Below are 20495 nucleotides of genomic sequence, written 5' to 3' on the forward strand. Positions count from 1 at the left end.
TTTTAAACTAAAAATTAAAAGCTAAACACTGCTTTTTCAAAATGATGAAATGAAAAATTATTTAAACCATTAAGAAGATTTAAGATGTTAAGTTTAATTAAGAAAAAATCAATAGATTTTTAATAAGCATTATTTTGGAAAGCGAAGCAACTCTTAAATATTCTAAACTTCTTAATTAAAATCTTAATGGTTCAATCAAAAAATAAGGTTAGACGTATTTTGAGATTCACCAAATCTGACGGTTCTTCCGATAATTTTCACTCAAATTCTTCGAATCGGAAATTTTGTCTTTTCAAAACAGATTAAAAATAAATATTTCGGAAATTTTGTCCAATATTTTTAAAAATTCAACAATAGAATACTTTTTGCGATAATGTACCCGAATTAAATGATTAAATAAAGATTAAGGGCATCAGAAATTAGAAAATCTGATTAAAAAATTAACATTTATTTGACTCTTATGGTCTGAAATCTGATGTCTAAAATCTAAAATTGGAAACTAAAAATTAAAGAATCAAAAATATACAAAATATGAATTTAAATCAATATACCGTAAAATCTCAGGAAGCAATTCAGGCTGCACAACAGGTGGCAATGGAATTTGGCAACCAACAGATCGAACCTCAACATTTACTGGAAGGAATTTTTCAGGTAGATGAAAATATATCGCCTTTCTTATTAAAAAAATCTGAAGCAGATGCAGCTTTGGTAAGAGAGCGAAACCGCGAAAATTTAGAGAAGCTCCCTAAAGTTCAGGGAGGCAACATTTACATTTCACAATCAGCAAATAAAGTTTTGCTTGATGCGCCTAACATTGCTAAAAAAATGGGCGACGAATATGTAACGATTGAGCATTTATGGCTTTCATTATTGGAAACAAATTCAGAAGTTTCAAAAATGCTGAAAGATATGGGCGTTACCAAGAGTCTTCTGGAAGGCGGAATTAAAGAATTAAGAAAAGGCTCAAAAGCCACTTCTGCAAGTTCAGAAGAAACGTATCAGTCTTTAAATAAATACGCTAAAAACTTCAACGAATTAGCGGCGGAAGGAAAATTAGATCCTGTAATCGGGCGTGATGAAGAAATCCGAAGAGTGTTGCAGATTCTTTCCAGAAGAACAAAAAACAACCCGATCCTGATTGGTGAACCCGGAGTTGGTAAAACCGCCATTGCGGAAGGAATCGCCCACAGAATTATCAGCGGTGACGTTCCTGAAAATCTAATGGATAAAACATTATATTCACTGGATATGGGCGCTTTGATTGCCGGTGCAAAATACAAAGGTGAGTTTGAAGAGCGTCTGAAATCCGTAGTGAATGAAGTTATTAAATCGGAAGGACAGATTATTCTTTTTATCGACGAAATCCACACTTTGGTGGGAGCCGGAGGCGGTGAAGGCGCAATGGACGCTGCAAATATTCTGAAACCAGCTTTAGCGAGAGGAGAATTAAGAGCGATTGGAGCCACGACTTTAAATGAATATCAGAAGTATTTTGAAAAAGATAAAGCTCTTGAGAGACGTTTTCAGAAAGTAATGGTGGAAGAACCAGATACAGAATCGGCAATTTCTATTCTTCGTGGAATTAAAGACAAATATGAAGCGCACCACAAAGTAAGAATCAAAGATGAGGCAATTATTGCGGCGGTGGAAATGTCGCAGAGATATATTTCAGACCGATTTTTACCGGATAAAGCGATTGATTTAATTGATGAAGCTTCGGCAAAATTGAGAATGGAGATCAATTCGAAACCGGAAGAGTTGGATGTTCTCGACAGAAAATTAATGCAGTTGGAAATTGAACTGGCTGCGATTTCAAGAGAAGGCAACCAGACGAAAATCGATCATTTAAAAGAAGATATTTCGAAAATTTCTGAGCAGAGAAATGAAATTAACGCCAAATGGCTGAAAGAAAAGCAAAAATCTGAAGATTTAACGCAGATTAAAAAAGATATAGAATCTCTGAAACTGGAGGCAGAAAGAGCTTCAAGAGCAGGAGATTACGCAAAAGTAGCAGAAATCCAATACGGAAAACTGCGTGAAAAAGAGGAAGAGCTGAAAAAGCTTGAAATCGAAATGCAAAATCATCAGAATGAGCTAATTAAAGAAGAGGTAACTTCTGAAAACATTTCTGAAGTGATTGCCAAATGGACCGGAATTCCTGTAACGAAACTGCTCCAGTCTGAAAGAGAAAAGCTATTGAATCTGGAAACCGAACTTCATCACAGAGTAGTTGGACAGGACGAAGCCATTACAGCCGTTGCGGATGCGATCCGAAGAAACAGAGCGGGATTGAGTGATGATAAAAAACCAATCGGGTCATTCTTATTCTTAGGAACAACGGGAGTCGGAAAAACCGAGCTGGCAAAAGCTTTAGCGGAGTTTTTATTTGATGATGAAAACAATATGACGAGAATTGATATGAGTGAATATCAGGAGCGTCACAGTGTTTCGAGATTGGTGGGTGCGCCTCCGGGATATGTGGGTTATGATGAAGGCGGACAATTAACGGAAGCTGTGAGAAGAAGACCATATTCTGTGGTTCTTTTAGATGAAATTGAAAAAGCACATCCTGATGTTTTCAACACTTTGTTACAGGTTTTGGATGACGGAAGATTGACCGATAACAAAGGAAGAGTGGTGAATTTCAAAAATTCGATTATCATTATGACATCGAATTTAGGTTCACATTTAATTCAGGAGCGCTTCGACTCCGCTCTGCGTGACAAGGATGATAACATTAGTCCGGAAACACTGGAAGAGGCAAAAGATGAGGTCTTTGATTTATTGAAACAGACGTTACGTCCGGAATTCTTAAACAGAATTGATGAGGTTGTATTGTTCCAGCCTTTAAGAAAAAAGGAAATCGGAAAAATCGTTACCTATCAGCTGAGAGGATTTAATGAAATGCTTTCGAAAAGAAATATCATTATGACGGCAACTCAGGACGCAGTAGATTACCTGATGAATAAAGGGTATGACCCTGCATTCGGAGCAAGACCTCTGAAAAGAGTGATTCAACAGGAGGTTCTTAACCGGTTATCGAAAGAAATCCTTGCCGGAAAAGTGAACGATGGCGACAGAATAACACTGGATTATTTCGAAGAGACAGGTTTGGTTTTCAGACCGACCGATTTATAAGTAGTTTTTTTCATATATATTATTTTTGAAGAATTTCCGCAGACCAAAAAATCTGCGGAAATTTTATTTGTAATATATCAGATGTGAAATACTTTATGAATTTTGTATTCAAAATATTATTTTATATTCACTAATTCTACATCAAAAGTAATAGTAGCGCCTGCAGGAATTGGTCCGGCTCCATTATCTCCGTAAGCCAGTTCTGAAGGAATGTAAAATCTGTATTTAGATCCTTTGCTCATCAACTGAATACCTTCTGTCCATCCTTTGATTACACCGCCCAGATTAATATCCATTGGTGCGCCTCCGTTTTTGTCGGTAGAGTCGAAAACAGTTCCATCCAGAAGCTTTCCGGTATATTTTACCTGTACAATATCAGACGCTTTTGGTTTTGTTTTACCGTCACCTTCCTGCAGGACTTCATACTGTAAACCGGAAGCCGTGGTCTTCACTTTAGGATTGCTTTTATTTTTGGCAAGAAATTCCAGACCTTTTTTCTTATTTTCATCTGCCTGTACGCCTGCTGCAGCCTGCTTTTTTTCATGCTGTTTCTGCATAAACTCCTGCATAAAAGAATCCATTTCTTCAGCCGGCATCAGCTTTTTCCCTCCATCCATTTCTTCTTTAATAGCCTGAGCCAAAAGATCTGCATCTACTTTGAAGCCTTCCTGTTTCATGTTTTTAGCAATACTCAGACCTATATAGTAGGAAGCTTTTTGATCATCCGTGTATTTGCCATCCGCTGCAGTTTCGTCTTTCTTAGCGCATGAAACACTAAATATTGCTATGCAAAGTAATGCGATAGTCTGTCTTTTCATTTGATAATTTATTGTTTATGATTAATGAATTTAATAATCGCTGCAAATCTATCTAAAATCTTTATAATTTTAATTAAAATTTACAATCCGTAAAAACCCCATAAATAATCAGGAAAAAACCGTGTCGTATTCCCCTGAAATTTTACGAGATTTGCAATAACCAACTAACCTTTCACCTTTTTTAAAACTAGCTTTATGGAAACAAAACCAAATTTAGACAACTTAGAATTTGAATCAGCCGAATCAATTTCTAATCCCAACACGCTTCACTGCGATTTAATCAGAACTCTTGTAGAGAACTACAGAAAAAATCAGTTAGCGTGTGTAAACCAAAATTTAGGATTTGATGATGCCCACTCTATTCATTTTGATCTGGCAACGCTGAAAAAATTTATTTCAGACATTGAAAATGAGGCGATGAAAAATGATTCCCGTGTTACAGATCAGGATTTGGGAATACGATTTTATTATGCGGCTTATCCTAAAGAGCAGGACTGGAATATTATGTCGGGAACTCCGATCGGAACAGAATATGCACAGAGACACACTTTAGTTTTGGTTCCTACCATGAAACAGGAAGATGAAAACGGAGAAAAACTCTGCTATGATTTCAATCCTTTAAGCACAAGCGGAAGCGGAGAGTTTTTGGCGATGGCTTCAGCAAGAAATTCCGGTTTGCAGGGAGAAGTGGTCTGCCAGAATCATGGAACCCTATCTCCTCCTTCTACACAGGCAACCGAATCTTTTTAATAAAAAAATATATTTACACGAATAAGCACAATGAGTGAATTTCAAAAAGTACTACAAGAATCTTTAATCTGGATGGAAGGGCTGGCTGCTCTTATTTCTATTATTTTTTATAGAAATGCTAAAGATAAATACTGGAAGTACTTTTCCATTTATTTAATACTCATGTTTTTATGTGAAGTTTTTGGGAAATGGGGAGGATATTTAATGGAATATAATAAGCCAAAGTTTTTTAATTATTTTGTTATTCCAATTGAATTTTTATTTTTCTATTGGCTGTATGCTGCAAAATCATTAAAAAAGCCAAAATTATTTTATACAATTTCTATAATTTATTTGCTTTCCTTTCTTCCCAATGAGTATTTTTTTAAAGCGGGAAAAATAATTTTTTCATTCAATTATACATTTGGCTGTCTCATATTGATGGTTTTAGTAATCATGGAGTATTACAGGCAAATTAATTCATCTGATATTCTGAGCTTCAATAAAAACAAAATGTTTTATATTAATCTTGGAGTAACTTTATTTTATATCGGAACGCTACCGTTTTGGACATTTTTCAGCTTATTAAGCAAATATCCTGAACTATGGAATATGTACTTTAATTACTTTCTAATGTCCGGAATTACAATGTATTTATTATTCTCAATTTCATTCATATGGGGAAAACAGAGCTCATAATAACAATTATTTTATTCAACATCTTTTTTGTATTGTTTGTGGCTGCGGTGATGGTTTATATCCGCAAATACAAACAGCGCAAAAAAGAATATCTGAATGAGATTGAAATAAAAAACGAAATTCACCAGAAAGAATTGTTAGCGACGCAGCTTGAAATTCAGCAGGCAACGATGCAGCAGATCGGGCGCGAACTTCATGATAATATCGGTCAGAAATTAACGTTGGTAAGCCTATACACGCAACAGCTTTTGTATGAAAATAAAGTTCCGGAAGTAAGCGAAAGAATCGAGCAGGTTTCGCAGATCATTAATCAGTCGCTTCACGATCTCAGGAGCCTTTCAAAAACATTAACGGACGACAATATTAATCAAAAGGAAATCGTAACTTTAATTCAGGAAGAAGTAGACAACACCAATGCGTTTAAAAAATGCCATGTCGATTTTCAGCATAATTTTAATCAGCTGGATCTCAGCTTTGTGCATAAAAATGTATTGCTGAGAATTACTCAGGAATTTATTCAGAACAGCATCAAACATTCGGGCTGTAAAAATATTTTCATTAATCTGAACACTTCTCAGGAGTTACTTTGGGAACTGAATATTAAAGATGACGGCATCGGTTTCGATCAGTCCAGCATCAAATCCAACGGAATCGGGCTCACCAATATGAAAAACAGAGCCGAAATTATCGGGGCAGATTTTTGCCTTGAAAGTCAGAAAAATTTGGGAACTACGCTCAACATTATTTTAAAAAGACAGCCATGAAAAAAACGATAGTGATTGTAGACGATCATGTACTTATCGCAAAAGCTTTAGAAGGAATTATTGACAATTTTCCGGAGTTTGAAGTAATCTACGTTGCCGAAAACGGAAAAGATCTCATCCAGAAATTCGAAAACAACAGCAAAATTCCGGATATTATTCTTCTGGACATCAGTATGCCGATTATGGATGGTTTCGAAACGGTACTCTGGCTCAAGGAACATCATCCGAACATTAAAGTAATGGCTTTAAGCATGCAGGGCGACGATAAAAGCGTTATTAAAATGATCCGTAACGGTGCTAAAGGCTATTTACTGAAAAATACGCATCCAAAAGAACTGGAAAATGCATTGACGAAACTTAACAATGACGGTTTTTTCTATCCGGAATGGGCTTCCAAGATCATTTTTTCCAATATGAACAATGAAGATGCCGCCAATAATGTGAAAATTTCCGACCGTGAGAAAGAATTTTTAAAATATACGGTTACAGAACTCAGCTATAAAGAAATTGCGGATAAAATGTGCTGCAGCCCGAGAACGGTGGAAAGCTACAGAGATCAGCTTTGTGATAAATTAGATCTTAAAACGAGAGTTGGTCTTGCTGTTTTTGCTATTAAAAACGGGTTCGCAGAATCTTAAATTCAGAATAAACATTCACTCATATTTTTTAACTTAAATCTGAATCCTTTCTCCAGTGGAAAGGATTTTTTGTGCCGTAAATAACTTTTTTCACTTGCTAAAAAATCAATAAAAACATCATTTAAATACAAATAATACAGCATATTTTAAAAAATACTATTTATTGAATAATAAAATAACTCAACTAAAGGGTGAAATACTTGCATATATACTTCAAATAATATAATTTCATTGCCGAACAAAATATTATATTTTTTATGAAAAAACTATTATTCGGAGCTCTTATGCTGAGTTTCCTTTCTGCCTGTAACAGCGACAATGTTTCTAACCAAACCGAAGGATCTGAAAACACACCTGCTATTTCCGGAACTGCACTTCAAAGAGGCTGTGCTTCTGAAGAAATCCGACAAGCAGCGTTGAAAAACAGTTCGGAACTGAGACAGAAATATTCTGAAATCGAAGCCAGAACCGAAAGATTTGAAAACGATATGAAACTGGGAAAAGTATTATCTGATGGTACCGTTGAAATTCCGGTAGTGGTAAATGTCTTATACAGAACAACTGCTGAAAATGTTTCTGACGCCCGTATTGCAGAACAAATTGCAGTTCTTAATGCGGATTATGCAGGAACCAACACCGACGTCTCAAAAATTCCTTCTGAATTTCAGGGGGTAAAAGCGGGGGATGTAAAAGTAAGATTCAGACTGGCGAATGTGGTGAGAAAATCTACTACCAAAACAAGCTGGAGTACCAATGATGCGATGAAAAAAGCATCTACCGGAGGAATTGATGCAACAAGTCCTTCTAATTATCTAAACATCTGGACGGTAGGAAATATGGGGCAGATTCTTGGCTACGCAACTTTCCCTGAATCTTCCGGATTATGGAACGACGGAGTGGTAATTGCGTCTCCATATTTTGGTAAGACCGGTGCATCTTCTCCATTCAATCTGGGAAGAACAGCTACACACGAAGTAGGACATTATCTGAACCTGAGACACATCTGGGGAGATGCTAACTGTGGAAACGATCTTGTGGCGGACACTCCGACTCAAACTACTTCTAATGCTGGAAAACCAAGCTATCCTCTTTACAATACCTGCAGCGGCGTACAGAGATCTGTAATGTTTATGAATTACATGGATTATGTGGATGATGCAGCTATGTTTATGTTCTCTGCAGGACAAAAAACAAGAATGCAGTCTGTGGTAGCTTCTTCCGGAGCAAGATCAGGATTAAGAATTAACTAAACTTTATTGCTAATTTTAATACAAATGATTCCGGCTGTTTCAGAGAAACAGCCGGAATTTATTTATAATGTTTTAGTATTGTCTTTTGGTGTGTAATCCATAAAGATACCTCCGTCAAGATTTACCGATTTAACTTTTTTGGTAATCGGAACTGTAAGCATTGTTTTTTTCTGATCCTTTTCCCAAACCGATGGCGAAAAATGAAGCTTCTCTACACTTCCGTCTTCATATCCGATCTCTGCATCAAAAGGGATGGCAAAACCGCCTACATTATCCACATTTACCGTTAGAAGATCATTCATCTGAGATGCTGAAGACACTTTCAGGTCGATATAATTATTGGTGTAAAACCAGTTATTAAAGAACCAGTTCAGATTTTTTCCCGAACCTGTATTCATAGAATTAAAATAATCCCACGGAATCGGATGCTTTCCGTTCCAGTTGTTCATATAATGATGTAATGCTTTTTTAAACAAATCATCTCCCAGATAATCTTTTAAAGCCAGATAAGACAGGGATGCCTTTACATAAGAATTGTTTCCGTAACCTGCTCCGCTTACCTGAGTACTCATCGTAATAATTGGCTGATCCTGTTCTGCAGAAGGATCATTGATCCATCTTTTTACCCTGAAATTTTTATAAAATTCTTTGGCTTTTGCTTCACCGTTTTCATCAATTCCGATTAAATATTCCAAAGTTGTTGCCCAGCCTTCATCCATAAAAGCATAACGCGTTTCATTGATGCCCATGTAAAAAGGAAAATAGGTATGTGCAATTTCGTGATCCGCCGTTAATCTCGCATCCTGAAAATCATCCGGAATACTGGTATCGTTAATCATCATCGGATATTCCATGTCTGCAAATCCCTGAATTGCGGTCATCGCATTGTAAGGATATTCCACTCCGGGCCAGTTTTTAGAAAACCAGTCGAGATTATATTGCATCCATTCCACATAATGTTCAAAATCTTTTGCATCTGCTTTGTAACCTGCTTGAACACTTGCTCTTTTCGTTTTAAGCTGTACACTTGCCGCATCCCAAACATAATGATTGCTTAATGCAAAACAGAAATCTGTGATATGACTGGCTTTAAATTTCCAGGTATTCCATTTATTCTGTTTCGTTACTTTTCCGGACTTCATTTCATGCTCAGTAGCAACGTGAATAACTTTGTCGCTTTTTAACGAAGATTTATATCTTTTCAGATATTCTGGCTGAAGAACGGCATCGGGATTGAGAAAATCTCCGGTTGCCCAGACAACATAATTTTTGGGAGCAGTAATCGCAAAACTGTAATCGTTGAAATCATTATAAAACTCCTGTCTGTCGGAATGCGGAAGCATATCCCATCCATTGTAATCATCATAAACAGAGACTCTCGGGAAAGAATAGGCGACATAGAATGTTTCAGGATCTATCTGTCCTTCTCTTCCGCTTTGTACAGATAAAGGATACTCCCACTCTATTTTAATTTCAGCTTTCGCTTTGGATTTTAAGGCTGAATTCAGCTTTACTTTTTCAACTGTCCCCCAATCGTCGCTGTTTACGTTATATTTTTCACCATTTACGATAAATGATTTAATATGCAACCCCGAAGAAAGAAAATCTTTGGAAACAACGCCCGATCTCGGAGCCTGTGGTTTATGGAGATTATTAACAAATCTTATGGCAAGATCATTCAGATCATTTGGGCTGTTGTTGGTATAGACTATGGTTTCCTTTCCCGAAACCACCTTAGAATTGGCATCTACCTTTACCTCAACATTATAAATCCCTTTATTCTGCCAGTAATTTTTACCCGGAGCGCCCGACAGATCACGGGTTCCGTTTTCGTATGCTTTTTTAATATTTCTCGGCATATACAATTCCTGCGCGGAAAATTGCCATGAAACTAAAAACAATACACCCAAAACAAGCTTTTTCATTAAAATCTTTTTATAATAAGTATTTTATTTAACATAAAAGTAACAAAAAACGGCAATATAATTATTACCGTTTGTATTATTTTTTGACAGCTTACAATTAAGCAGAAATCATCTATTATCTTAAATATTTGACTAAAGCCATTTTAAAACATTAAATCTACCAAAACCGGAAAGTGATCCGATGGATACAGCAGATTTTCTCTTCTGTCGTTGATGTGTCTGTGAGATTTGATCTTAAATCCTTTGACGAAAATATAATCAATCCTGTCCTGCGGAATTTCATTTACATTAAAACCTGTAAAAGTACCTTTCGGACCGTAATGTTTTGTTTCTGAATGATAAAAACTGTCCTGCATATTCTGCGACATTATTTTTATCGGTTCTGAATCTTCCGTTAAATTAAAATCCCCGCTCACAGTTACAGGCAGATTTTTAGGATTGATTTCTTTGATTTTCTTTAAAATTAATTCTGAAGACTTCACTCTTGCTATATTTCCGATGTGATCGAAATGTAGATTCAGTGCCATGAATTCTTTTTTAGATTTTTTATCCCTGAAAACAGCGTAGGTACAGATTCTGTTCAAAGCGGCATCCCACCCTTTTGATGGTTTTTCAGGAGTTTCCGAAAGCCAGAAGGTATCCGATTTTAAAACCTGCAATCTCTCTGTATCATAAAAAATAGCCGAAAATTCACCTTTTTCTTTTCCGTCGTCCCTTCCCACTCCTACATAATCATAGTTTTTCAATCCGTTTTTTATATCCTTCATCTGATCCGGCAACGCTTCCTGAACGCCAAAATAATCCGGATGATAATACGTCAACAAATCTGCAACATCCTGTTTCCTGTTCGTCCACGAATTTTCTTTATCCGAATCTACATTCAGTCTGATATTAAAACTCATCACCTTAAGATTCTGCGAAAATCCTAATGCAAAAACCATCAGGAATACGATTGAAAATCTGTAATTCATAATCATCTATTTTAATTAACAAAGTAACAAAAGTAAGGTTTCTCGTTAAAACAGCCTTCAGAATTGGGAATTTTAATATTAAATTCAATTTAAAAACAAAAAACTCCGGAGTATTTTCCGGAGCTTGATATGGTAAAATAGAACCATTAAGATTTTATTTAAGGAGTTAAGGTCAAATTAAGTTTACCATTCTTTAAGATTGAAAATCTTGATTTTCCTTAATAAAGCTTAACTTCTTAATTTAGAACTTAATGGCTCAAAAGATTAAAATTATTCTTTATTAAATTTAAATTCTCTTCCGCCCCGCTTAAAGGTAAATGACTTTTTATCCTGACTAAAGGTTAAAGAAATCTGTGCCATTTCCAGACTGAATGTATTGTTTCCGGTATATTCCAGAGGAAATTCCGGCTGTCCTGTTGCCTGAGCGAAAAGCTGGTTGTTTTTCTCTGTAAATACAATTTTCATCGGAAGATCCTTGCTTCCGAAAGTTCCTGTAAATTCTTTAAGATTTACTTTTTCCATCGGTTTTGCATCAGCGGAACTCCATGTATTATTTTTAGAGTCTACATCCGGAATTTCCGAATTCGGATCCAGTTTTACCTGATCAATTTCTTTGGTAGAATTAATTCTGAATGTCCATTCCGTATTTCTTTTCCAGACCTCGATCGGCAGTTTTACCATCTGCTGCGTTCCGTCTTTAAATTTAACCTGAACGTTGGTCGGCATTGGTAACTGTCCGATATTTTCAACCGTAATCTGCGCTCCGTTTTTAAAGTCTCCGTTAACGTATTTTACATTTTTAATGCCCTGATCGATTTTCCATTTGTTGATGAACCAGCCTCTCCAGAACCAGTTCAGCTCTTCACCCGAAACATTTTCCATCGTGTGGAAAAAATCCCAAGGGGTAGGATGTTTGAAAGCCCATCTTTCAACATAGGTTCTGAATGCTTTATCGAATTTTTCAGGTCCTAAAATGGATTCTCGTAAGATTTGAAGTCCCATTCCCGGTTTGAAATAAGCCAAAGCTCCAATGCTGTTCTCTTTCATATTATCCGGACCTACCATAATGGGTTCAAAACCGTCGCTCATAATATATCCGCTCATCTGCGCAATATTTTTCTTTTCGTAATACTCACCTTTGTTGAAAGCTTCCGTAGAAAGTTCGTTGATGAATGTATTGAATCCTTCATCCATCCATGCAAACAATCTTTCGTTAGAACCTACAATCATTGGGAACCAGTTGTGCCCGAATTCATGATCTGTAACACCCCAAAGATCGCCGCCTTTGGAATCCATGTGACAGAAAACAATTCCCGGATATTCCATTCCGCCTTCATTTCCTGCCACGTTGGTTGCAGCCGGATAGGTGTATTCGTACCATTTTGCAGAGTAATGCTCAATCGCCGCTTTTGTGTATTCTGTAGATCTGCTCCATGCCTCTTTCCCTACACTTTCTACAGGATAAGCGGAGATTGCCAAAGATTTTTTCCCGCTCGGAAGGTTGATTTTTGCTGCATCCAGAATAAATGCCGGAGACGAAGCCCATGCAAAATCTCTTGCCTGATTGATTTTAAATTTCCATGTTTTTGTTCCTGTAGAATTGTTTTTTCCTAATTCAGATTCAGAACGGATCATCACTGTTTTATCGCTGTTTTTTGCCTGATCCCACCGGCTGATTTCTTCTTTGGAATACACTTCTTTTGAATTCAGTAATTCTCCTGAAGCCACCACATAATGATTGGCAGGAACGGTAATGTTTGCGGTAATATCTCCATATTCCAGATAAAATTCCGAAGCACCGAGATAAGGCAGCGTATTCCATCCCATGACATCATCATACACACACATTCTCGGATACCATTGTGCTATCGTAAAGATTTTTCCGTTTTTCGTATCCTGAATTCCCATTCTGTCGGAACCGTATTTTGGAGAAAGGAAAGAATATTCAATCTTAATTTTTGCGACTCCTCCCAGAGCTTTCAGTTCGGCAGGAAGATCAATCTGCATTCTGGTATCGGTAATGGTATATTTTACGTCTTTACCGTCCAGTTTTACCGATTTTATTTTGTAACCGCCGTCAAATTCCTCACCGTGCGCTCCGTTTCGGCTTCCCGAAGTCGGTACGACTGCATTTCCTCTTGAATCTTTTGCAAATAAATTCTGGTCGAGCTGCAGCCATAAAAATCCTAATTTATCAGGACTGTTGTTGGTATAGGTGATTTCTGCAGTTCCTGTAAGTTCGTTTTTGGCTTCATTAAGGCTTACATCCAGATTGTAACTTGCCGAATTCTGCCAGTAGGCGTGTCCCGGCTGTCCGCTTGCGGATCTTGTAGGCGTACCTGTCTGTGTATAGAAAAATGGTTTGAAAGCTTCTACGTAGCTGTATTTCGGGGCTTCCTGAGCCAATGCAGACTGTGAAAAGAACATCACGGCAAGCGCAGAAACAAGGGTTGGAATTTTGAAGTTCATATTACTATTTTTAATTTAACAAAGTAAACAAAAATAAGACTTCTCCGGACAGAAAAGTCTGATGTCTCCATTTATCTTGTTAAATTTCTTTATCTTCTTCAACAGAAAGGAAATACTGCTCAAAATCTTTATCGGAAACCGGCTTTTCGCTTTCGAGTTTTACAACTCCTATGGTTTTATAGTGGGCAGACAATCTTACATTGTTTTTTTTCAGTTCTTTTTCAAGCTGTCTGATATCTGTATCTTTTTTGAGAACTGCTAAGTATGTTTTCATCATTATATCTGTATAAGTCCGTTTCCGATGTCTCTGTATTTCAAACCTTCGATGGGTTTTGCCTTCGCTTCAACAAGTTCCCAGATTTCTTTTGCCGATTTTTCGGGAAACTGTTCCATGTACAAAGCAATAAGCCCTGAAACATGGGGTGTTGCCATGCTTGTTCCGCTCATTGCGTAATAATTGCTGTTTTTATTCTTAGAATTTTTGGGATAAGAACTGATGATATCGACTCCGGGAGCGCAGACATTGACGTTTCCTCCGGTTGAAGGATTTAAGCCCGCGTTGGAAAATTTAGCCACTTTCATTTGTCCGTCAATCGCTCCGACTGCCATTACCGACATGGAGTTTGCAGGCATTGAGACAGGTTTGGGAACAGCCGGTCTGTTGCTGTCGTTTCCTGCGGCTGCAATAATGATGCAGTTGTTTTCCAAAGCTCTTGCACCCACGGTTTCAAAAAGCGGAGAAGGCGCTTCATTCAGCAGAACGGGAGAAGCGAGTGAAAGGGACAGAATTCTGAATTTCTTTGTAATTGCCCAATCTATGGCATCAATAACGCTGCTTGTGGTTCCTTTTCCGGCATCGGAAAGCACTTTTGCAATTTTCAAATTAGCCTCTTTTGCGATTCCATATCTTTTTCCGTTATCCAGCCGTATGTTTCCTGTCGCAACTCCTGCACAGTGGGTTCCGTGACCGTTGGGATCGCGGCTCCAGTCTTCTCCGGCAATAAAGGATTTGCCTTCAATATTTTTTCCGAAAAAATCGGGATGAGAAAGTTCAAGTCCTGTATCCAGAATACAGATATCAATACCTTTTCCCGTGTATAAAGAATTTCCGAGACCCAAAGCTTTAAGTCCCCATTCCATTTCCACTAAAGGTTTCTGCGGTAACGGTTTATTTATAATGTATTTTTCCAGCTCGGTGATTTTGTCTGCAATCTCTGCGGACTGCTTTTTCAGTTCACTGATGATCGACAGTTCATCCGCCGAAAAAAAATCTCTTTCTTTTTCAAAATAAACGATCGGGTTAGAATCGTTTTTCACAGCGCTTTTCAACTGTGCCTCATCCATATTTTCAACCACAAGAACGCCCAGATTTTTGTAAAGAACTCCGTTATCATCATCAATAACATCGTAGGAACGGTTTTCTGCGGAAAGAAATTCTGATGAGGTAATGTTTACATCCAGTTCGTTTTCCACTTTTTTGAGGGAATTTTTATGCTGATCTTCGAGAACAACAATGTATCTTTCTTTTTCCATGGGTTTTGTTTTAAATCTTTATTCACCTTTTAATTTTAACACAAACGGCACTAAGTTTTTTTTACAATTAATTGTTTTTAAGGCTCACAAAGGTGTTTGACTACGTCGAATCTTCGATTTCACTTAAATTAAGAAACACAGAGATTTTAAATTATTACAGATTAGTTTAATTTTAAAAGAATTTTTTCAAGAAGCAGGTAAATGTCTTCCGAGATCATCTGTAATCTCAGTTTTTTATTAATTCCGGCAATCTGAGTATTTTGTTTGATTAAAGAATTCCAGAAGTCTTCAATTTTTGGTACATTGGCGAGACTTTTCACGATTTCGTCGTTCAGTATTCCGTTTTGATAGAGAGAAACAATTAATCCTGATAAAATTTCTTCTGCTTCATCCAGTTTTTTATGCTCTTTGGTGTACATTTCCATTAAAAATTTGTGGACACTTTCCATTGCGCTGAATGAAAATCCCCAAGTCAGCTCACGTTTTCCCGAAGCTATTTTTTCCATCTGAACAGGATTAAATCCTCTTTTTACAGTGGAAATCATGTTCATAACCTTTAAAACTTCGGATTCGTACGTAGTATTTCCTTTGGTTTTCAGGTAATCTAAAAATTCATAGAGAAATTCTTCAAACTGTGCATCAAAATCGAAAGACTTCGACAGATAAAGCTCCTGAACTTTATTGAAATGTTCCAGCAGTTCCTGAATTTTCTGTATCGTATGATGAACGAGTTCCTGCATTACTCAAAAATTATCTGTTCTACTTCTTTACCGTCTTTGTCTTTAAAAGAGACGATTCTGATTCCTTCGTCTTCCATTTCTACGTGAAGATTTACGAAAAGCTTGTCTTTGTCTTCCGCAGAGTTGGTATTGGGATCGATGTAAATATTGTTGATTTTAGAATTCACGAGGCTGAATCTGTTCAGCAAAGCACTGGTGAAAATTTCTTTCATTTCGTTCACTTCCGCTTCGCCGTTTCCTTCCTGTACGCGGAAAATTCCTGAATTTAAACTTTTTACATTCTGTCTGAGATCAACTTTAAGCAATTCGGCAGAAGGTTTTTTACCAAATTTCTGGTCTCCGGCTTCAAGCGCTTTAAAAAGACGGGTAAATTCTTTGGTCTGAAGCTGTTTTTTGCTGATCTCCGTCATGTTGAGATTTTTCTCGTTATTGGCAAGACGGATTTTTTGGTTAACATCTTCCATAAGCTGATCTTCGCTGTACTTGAAATTGTACTTTGAATCTGCATCAATATCCGTGATCTTGATGGGAATATCCATCTTTACACTCGGAAGCGAATATCTCGGAACTTTAAAAAACTTTAAATACTCGTGTTTAGCATATTCTTTTGCGATCATTACCGCATTTTCGTCTGCTTTTTTACGAGCCTGAATTATCTCGTTGTTGAGATAATCCAGGTAATCTGATAATTTAATCATTTCTCGTAAAGGGTTTTTATTGTGCTAGTAATCCTAAAACTTTTTCCAATCCTGCAGGCATTTCGTCGTTGGTTGCTCTTACTTTTACGCCCAGAGAATATTCTTTTTCCACTTTAATTCCTGTGGCTGAAGTTCTTTTGTAAGAAACATCCACTTTGAATTTCACCGGTCCGAAACCTCCTGAAGCTCCTGCAGTGATCCCGAATTCATCGCTTACATCTTTTGTATAGGTAGAATTTAATTTTACATTGAAATCCACTTCGCAGGTTTCAATTCTGAAGCTCGGAACATTTAATAATGCAATGAAAGGAACTGAAATTTCAACATCGTTCATTGTTTCTTTCGGGTTGGTAGAACTTTCGGGTTCTGCCGGATCAAAATCAGGATTAGGTCCCATTTTTTTGTATTTGAATTCCGCCATACGAAGCTTACTGTCGCTTCCATCCTGCTCGAATCCTACTTCTTTGATGAAATTTACGGTGCTGATGGATGCGTTCGACTGTGCTTTTACACACGCATCCAGCGGACCTCCGATGATGGTTGCAAAATCGATGCTTCCCAATTCTGCTGCAAAATCTGCACTTTCGGCTCCTGAAGTTTTGAAAACCTGGTCGTCTGCCGCCATTCTTCCTGCCATCATTTTCATCACTTCCGAAGAAACGGCTGCGAAAGATTTTTCCCACTTCTCGTCGTAATTTTTCTTGAAGTCTTCAATAATGCTTACCAATTCTTTGTTGGAAAGAGAAGAAAGCTCGGAAGTTTCAATACCCGAAACTTTTTCGTAAACTGCGGGACTTAAAGATTTTTCCAGTCCTGTTAATAAATCAATTAATTCACTTTTTGTTTTTTTGGTGTGGTTCGCCTCCAACACCGACTTTAATGTTTCCATGTTTTGTTGTTTAGGTTATTAAAAATTGATACTGCAAATTTATAGTCGTGTCGAACGAGATATCTCAGTAATTCACCTAAATTTCAACCGTGAAATCACCCAAATAAAAAAAAGTAGATTCCCCATTGAGAATCTACTTTTTGCTTTATTTAAAGGATTTTTTTCTTTTTAAATTAGAAAACAATTTAAATTTTTCTGATTATCCGCAATATGTTATAATTAAATGTTGCTCACTGTAATCATTATTATTTTTTACCACAACGTACACTAAGGTTATCCACAAAGCTCACAAATATTGTGTTCCTTGTGAAATCTTTAGCGCTCTTCGCGGTTAAAATCCAAGCATGATAAATAACGGATATCCAAATAAATTTTTATACACATTGTCATTCTGACGAAGGAGAAATCTAAATATTCTTTTTTAGAGATTCTTCACTCCACTTCGTTCCGATCAGAATGACAGTGAAAACATTAAAATCTAAAATTTAATTTGATTTTTTTGCTTTAATCATGGCTTCCAGAGCATCCCACATTTCCTGCGGAATATCTTCCAACATGTTAAATTCACCTGCTCCCTGCAACCATTCTCCGCCGTCGATGGTTACCACTTCACCATTCATATAAGCTGAATAATCTGAAACTAAGTAAGCCGCAAGATTTGCCAGTTCCTGATGTTCTCCTACTCTTCTCAAAGGGACTTTCTTTCTCATATCAAATTTTTCCTGCAGATTTCCCGGAAGCAATCTGTCCCATGCTCCTTTTGTAGGAAATGGTCCCGGAGCGATGGCATTGAAACGGATTCCGTATTTTGCCCATTCCACCGCCAAAGATCTCGTCATTGCCAAAACGCCTGCTTTTGCACAAGCCGAAGGAACGACATAAGCAGAACCTGTCCATGCATAAGTCGTTACGATATTCAACACCGTTCCCGAAGTTTTGGAATCGATCCAGTGTTTTCCAACGGAAAGGGTACAGTTTTTTGTTCCTTTTAATACAATATCCAGAATAGAGTCAAAAGCAGAATGGGTGAGTCTTTCTGTAGGAGAAATGAAGTTTCCGGCAGCATTATTAAGAAGGATATCAATTTTTCCGAATTCTTTTAACGCAGCTTCTTTCATGGCTTCTACCTCATCCCAGTTTCTTACGTCACACGCAACGCAAAGAACTTTTCCGCCTGTTTCTTCTTCCAGTTCTTTTGCAGTTCCCTGTAATTTTTCGAGGTTTCTGGACGTGATGACTACTTTTGCGCCCAATTCGAGAAAATATTTGGTCATTGCTTTTCCAAGACCACTTCCTCCTCCTGTTACAATGGCTACTTTATCTTTTAAAGCTCCTTCGCGAAGCATTGGCTGTGTATAAAGATTCATAATTTAGTTTTAATAGATTACGTTACGTAGTAAATTTACTATAAATATTTGTTTTGGCAGCGTAAAAAGCTATGCAGGATATAGAATGCAGAAAAAAGCAGATTCAGCCTACCACAAAATCAATAACGAAATATTTTCAATGTTTACTAAATTTAATCTCTATAATTTTATTAAAACATTATATTTAATTCATTAAAATTGTACATTTGTTCAAAATAAAGCATAATTATGCCAAGTCTTACTCCTAAAACTACTGTGCTGGGATTTTCGAATGCTTATCATCTTCTCAGACGCACTACTTACAACATTACGAAAGCAAAGATTCTGGATTTTGCGACCAAAACTCCGCAACAGGCGCTTGCAGAGTTATTTACGTTCAGCAATCCGGTTCCGCCTTCTCCACTTAATAACGTAGGTGAAACGATTGTTCCCACGGCTGCAAATCCTACGATTACCGATACACAAAGTACGGCAAACAGTGTGAGGAATGATCTTTACTGGTGGCTTTACAGTGCTTTGAAGGATTCTTCTGCACAACATAAAATTGCTTATTTTCTTCATATTCTTTTTGTAACGGATGATAACGCTTCTTTCTGGACGAATTATGATTATAAGGAACTTCTAAGATTTCACGCCGGCGGAAGCCTTAAAGAACTGGCATTCAGAATAACACAGAATCCGAGAATGCTTATTTTCCTGAACAATAATGTGAATCTGAGCACAAGTCCCAATCAAAATTACGCAAGGGAATTTCTGGAATTGTTTACGATTTTAAAAGGACCGCAGATTGCTACGGGAAACTATACCAATTACACGGAAACAGATGTACAACAGGCAGCAAGAGTTTTAACAGGATTCTCTCTTACTTCATCGGTACATCTGGATAAAACAGCAAGACTTAATTCTCTGGATCCGGCAACGAATATTCCGACAGGTCAGGTAAAAGTTAACACGCACGATACGGGAACCAAAACTTTTTCGTCCGCGTTTGGAAATCAGGCAATTTCGGGAGGAAATACAGACGCAACGATTAAAGCTGAGCTTCAGAATTTCATCAACATGATTTTTAATCAGGATGAAACGGCAAAAGCATACTGCAGAAGAATGTATCGCTATTTTGTGGGAAGATTAATTACTCCTGAAATAGAAAACGGCATCATTGTTCCTCTGGCAGCATCTCTTAAAGCAGACAATTACAACATTATCCCTGCGCTTACCACTCTTCTGAAAAGTAAACATTTTTATGACGAAGAAGACAGCATCACGGGAGATCAAACCATTGGAAACATGGTAAGAAATCCTGTAGAGCTGTATCTTCATATGTTTTCGCTTCTCAGCCTTCAGGTTCCAATGTATGAAGTCAATCCTTCTGCAATACACAGCCTCATGGGCGTAGTTGGTAATTTCTCTTCCAATATGGGAATGCCTGTCTTCAATCCGCAATCGGTAAACGGATATGCAGGATATTACAGCAGCCCGAATTATGATAAAAACTGGATTACCACTTCATCCCTGAGAATTCGTTACAACAATACAATAGATTATTTCATCAACGGTCTTACTTACAACGGCTTTACATTTAAACTGAATAATGCATCCTTCGTAAAAGACAGCGGCTATTTTTCAAACCCGGGAAATGCAAATACGCTGATAACAGAATTTCTCCAGATGATGTTTGTGGAAGTTCCGGACGGCACACGCTACGATTATTTTAAAAGTGTTTTCCTAAGCAATCTAAGTCCTATAAACTGGCAGAACGAATGGAATAATTACATTAATACAGGAAATTCCAATAATGTAAAAATCCCGATAGACAGGCTGGTAAAAGCCATCATTAAATCTCCTGAATTCCAAACAATTTAAGACC

General features: G+C 37.2%; 16 protein-coding genes. 6 read left to right on the top strand and 10 right to left on the bottom strand.

The window, feature by feature from the left end:
- Positions 1–531: 531 nt before the first annotated feature.
- Positions 532–3138, top strand: a complete 2607-nt coding sequence (clpB, locus tag WFH39_RS17700) for an ATP-dependent chaperone ClpB (RefSeq protein WP_336690846.1) — start codon at positions 532–534, stop codon at positions 3136–3138.
- A gap of 116 nt (positions 3139–3254) precedes the next feature.
- Here the strand turns inward: clpB and WFH39_RS17705 are convergent, their stop codons facing one another.
- On the bottom strand, positions 3255–3956 hold the full coding sequence (locus WFH39_RS17705) for an FKBP-type peptidyl-prolyl cis-trans isomerase (RefSeq protein WP_336690847.1): 702 nt from the start codon (positions 3954–3956) through the stop codon (positions 3255–3257).
- A 195-nt stretch (positions 3957–4151) separates the two neighbouring features.
- Between WFH39_RS17705 and WFH39_RS17710 the strand changes: the two genes are divergently transcribed.
- The 4 genes from WFH39_RS17710 (at position 4152) to WFH39_RS17725 (ending at position 8036) form a co-directional block, all read left to right on the top strand.
- Positions 4152–4706 (top strand): hypothetical protein, encoded by a 555-nt coding sequence (locus WFH39_RS17710; protein ID WP_336690848.1) that lies wholly within the window; start codon positions 4152–4154, stop codon positions 4704–4706.
- Between the two features lie 656 nt (positions 4707–5362).
- Complete coding sequence (locus WFH39_RS17715; RefSeq protein WP_235132948.1) at positions 5363–6148, top strand: sensor histidine kinase; 786 nt, start codon at positions 5363–5365, stop codon at positions 6146–6148.
- Positions 6145–6786, top strand: a complete 642-nt coding sequence (locus tag WFH39_RS17720) for a response regulator transcription factor (protein ID WP_235132949.1) — start codon at positions 6145–6147, stop codon at positions 6784–6786. Before WFH39_RS17715 ends, WFH39_RS17720 begins: the two co-directional genes overlap by 4 nt.
- Before the next feature lie 257 nt (positions 6787–7043).
- The gene (locus tag WFH39_RS17725; protein ID WP_336690849.1) at positions 7044–8036 is read left to right on the top strand and encodes a zinc metalloprotease; all 993 of its coding nucleotides are present in this window, start codon (positions 7044–7046) and stop codon (positions 8034–8036) included.
- Positions 8037–8098: 62 nt separating this feature from the next.
- Here WFH39_RS17725 and WFH39_RS17730 read toward each other — a convergent pair whose 3' ends face one another.
- The 9 genes from WFH39_RS17730 to WFH39_RS17770 form a co-directional block, all read right to left on the bottom strand.
- The gene (locus WFH39_RS17730; RefSeq protein ID WP_336690850.1) at positions 8099–9961 is read right to left on the bottom strand and encodes a M1 family metallopeptidase; all 1863 of its coding nucleotides are present in this window, start codon (positions 9959–9961) and stop codon (positions 8099–8101) included.
- Positions 9962–10104: 143 nt separating this feature from the next.
- Positions 10105–10932, bottom strand: a complete 828-nt coding sequence (locus WFH39_RS17735) for an endonuclease/exonuclease/phosphatase family protein (protein WP_336690851.1) — start codon at positions 10930–10932, stop codon at positions 10105–10107.
- A 270-nt stretch (positions 10933–11202) separates the two neighbouring features.
- Entirely contained in the window at positions 11203–13401 is a 2199-nt protein-coding gene (locus tag WFH39_RS17740) for a M1 family metallopeptidase (RefSeq protein WP_336690852.1), read from the bottom strand.
- Positions 13402–13480: 79 nt separating this feature from the next.
- Positions 13481–13675, bottom strand: coding sequence for a hypothetical protein (locus tag WFH39_RS17745; RefSeq protein WP_336690853.1), 195 nt, complete (start codon positions 13673–13675; stop codon positions 13481–13483).
- Between the two features lie 2 nt (positions 13676–13677).
- Positions 13678–14934, bottom strand: coding sequence for a S8 family peptidase (locus WFH39_RS17750; protein ID WP_336690854.1), 1257 nt, complete (start codon positions 14932–14934; stop codon positions 13678–13680).
- Positions 14935–15095: 161 nt separating this feature from the next.
- Positions 15096–15674: a hypothetical protein gene (locus WFH39_RS17755; RefSeq protein WP_336690855.1), complete on the bottom strand. Its 579-nt coding sequence runs from the start codon at positions 15672–15674 to the stop codon at positions 15096–15098.
- Complete coding sequence (locus WFH39_RS17760; protein ID WP_336690856.1) at positions 15674–16372, bottom strand: hypothetical protein; 699 nt, start codon at positions 16370–16372, stop codon at positions 15674–15676. The genes WFH39_RS17755 and WFH39_RS17760 overlap by 1 nt, the downstream gene beginning before the upstream one ends.
- 16 nt (positions 16373–16388) lie before the next feature.
- Positions 16389–17261 (bottom strand): DUF2589 domain-containing protein, encoded by an 873-nt coding sequence (locus WFH39_RS17765; protein WP_228457828.1) that lies wholly within the window; start codon positions 17259–17261, stop codon positions 16389–16391.
- A 485-nt stretch (positions 17262–17746) separates the two neighbouring features.
- Positions 17747–18628: an SDR family oxidoreductase gene (locus WFH39_RS17770; RefSeq protein ID WP_336690857.1), complete on the bottom strand. Its 882-nt coding sequence runs from the start codon at positions 18626–18628 to the stop codon at positions 17747–17749.
- Between the two features lie 228 nt (positions 18629–18856).
- Between WFH39_RS17770 and WFH39_RS17775 the strand changes: the two genes are divergently transcribed.
- Positions 18857–20491, top strand: coding sequence for a DUF1800 family protein (locus tag WFH39_RS17775; protein WP_336690858.1), 1635 nt, complete (start codon positions 18857–18859; stop codon positions 20489–20491).
- Positions 20492–20495: the final 4 nt, after the last annotated feature.

The organism is Chryseobacterium sp. MMO-72 (assembly GCF_037146035.1).
In the GTDB taxonomy this organism is placed as follows: Bacteria; Bacteroidota; Bacteroidia; order Flavobacteriales; family Weeksellaceae; genus Chryseobacterium; species Chryseobacterium indicum.

Bases quoted from the DNA above. Each gene is read 5' to 3' on its own strand.
- WFH39_RS17755 (WP_336690855.1), bottom strand. From the start codon at position 15,674: ATGCAGGAACTCGTTCATCATACGATACAGAAAATTCAGGAACTGCTG.
- WFH39_RS17730 (WP_336690850.1), bottom strand. From the start codon at position 9,961: ATGAAAAAGCTTGTTTTGGGTGTATTGTTTTTAGTTTCATGGCAATTT.
- WFH39_RS17705 (WP_336690847.1), bottom strand. From the start codon at position 3,956: ATGAAAAGACAGACTATCGCATTACTTTGCATAGCAATATTTAGTGTT.
- WFH39_RS17775 (WP_336690858.1), top strand. From the start codon at position 18,857: ATGCCAAGTCTTACTCCTAAAACTACTGTGCTGGGATTTTCGAATGCT.
- WFH39_RS17710 (WP_336690848.1), top strand. From the start codon at position 4,152: ATGGAAACAAAACCAAATTTAGACAACTTAGAATTTGAATCAGCCGAA.
- WFH39_RS17725 (WP_336690849.1), top strand. From the start codon at position 7,044: ATGAAAAAACTATTATTCGGAGCTCTTATGCTGAGTTTCCTTTCTGCC.
- WFH39_RS17770 (WP_336690857.1), bottom strand. From the start codon at position 18,628: ATGAATCTTTATACACAGCCAATGCTTCGCGAAGGAGCTTTAAAAGAT.
- WFH39_RS17740 (WP_336690852.1), bottom strand. From the start codon at position 13,401: ATGAACTTCAAAATTCCAACCCTTGTTTCTGCGCTTGCCGTGATGTTC.
- WFH39_RS17760 (WP_336690856.1), bottom strand. From the start codon at position 16,372: ATGATTAAATTATCAGATTACCTGGATTATCTCAACAACGAGATAATT.
- WFH39_RS17750 (WP_336690854.1), bottom strand. From the start codon at position 14,934: ATGGAAAAAGAAAGATACATTGTTGTTCTCGAAGATCAGCATAAAAAT.
- WFH39_RS17735 (WP_336690851.1), bottom strand. From the start codon at position 10,932: ATGAATTACAGATTTTCAATCGTATTCCTGATGGTTTTTGCATTAGGA.
- WFH39_RS17715 (WP_235132948.1), top strand. From the start codon at position 5,363: ATGGGGAAAACAGAGCTCATAATAACAATTATTTTATTCAACATCTTT.
- WFH39_RS17765 (WP_228457828.1), bottom strand. From the start codon at position 17,261: ATGGAAACATTAAAGTCGGTGTTGGAGGCGAACCACACCAAAAAAACA.
- WFH39_RS17720 (WP_235132949.1), top strand. From the start codon at position 6,145: ATGAAAAAAACGATAGTGATTGTAGACGATCATGTACTTATCGCAAAA.
- WFH39_RS17745 (WP_336690853.1), bottom strand. From the start codon at position 13,675: ATGAAAACATACTTAGCAGTTCTCAAAAAAGATACAGATATCAGACAG.
- clpB (WP_336690846.1), top strand. From the start codon at position 532: ATGAATTTAAATCAATATACCGTAAAATCTCAGGAAGCAATTCAGGCT.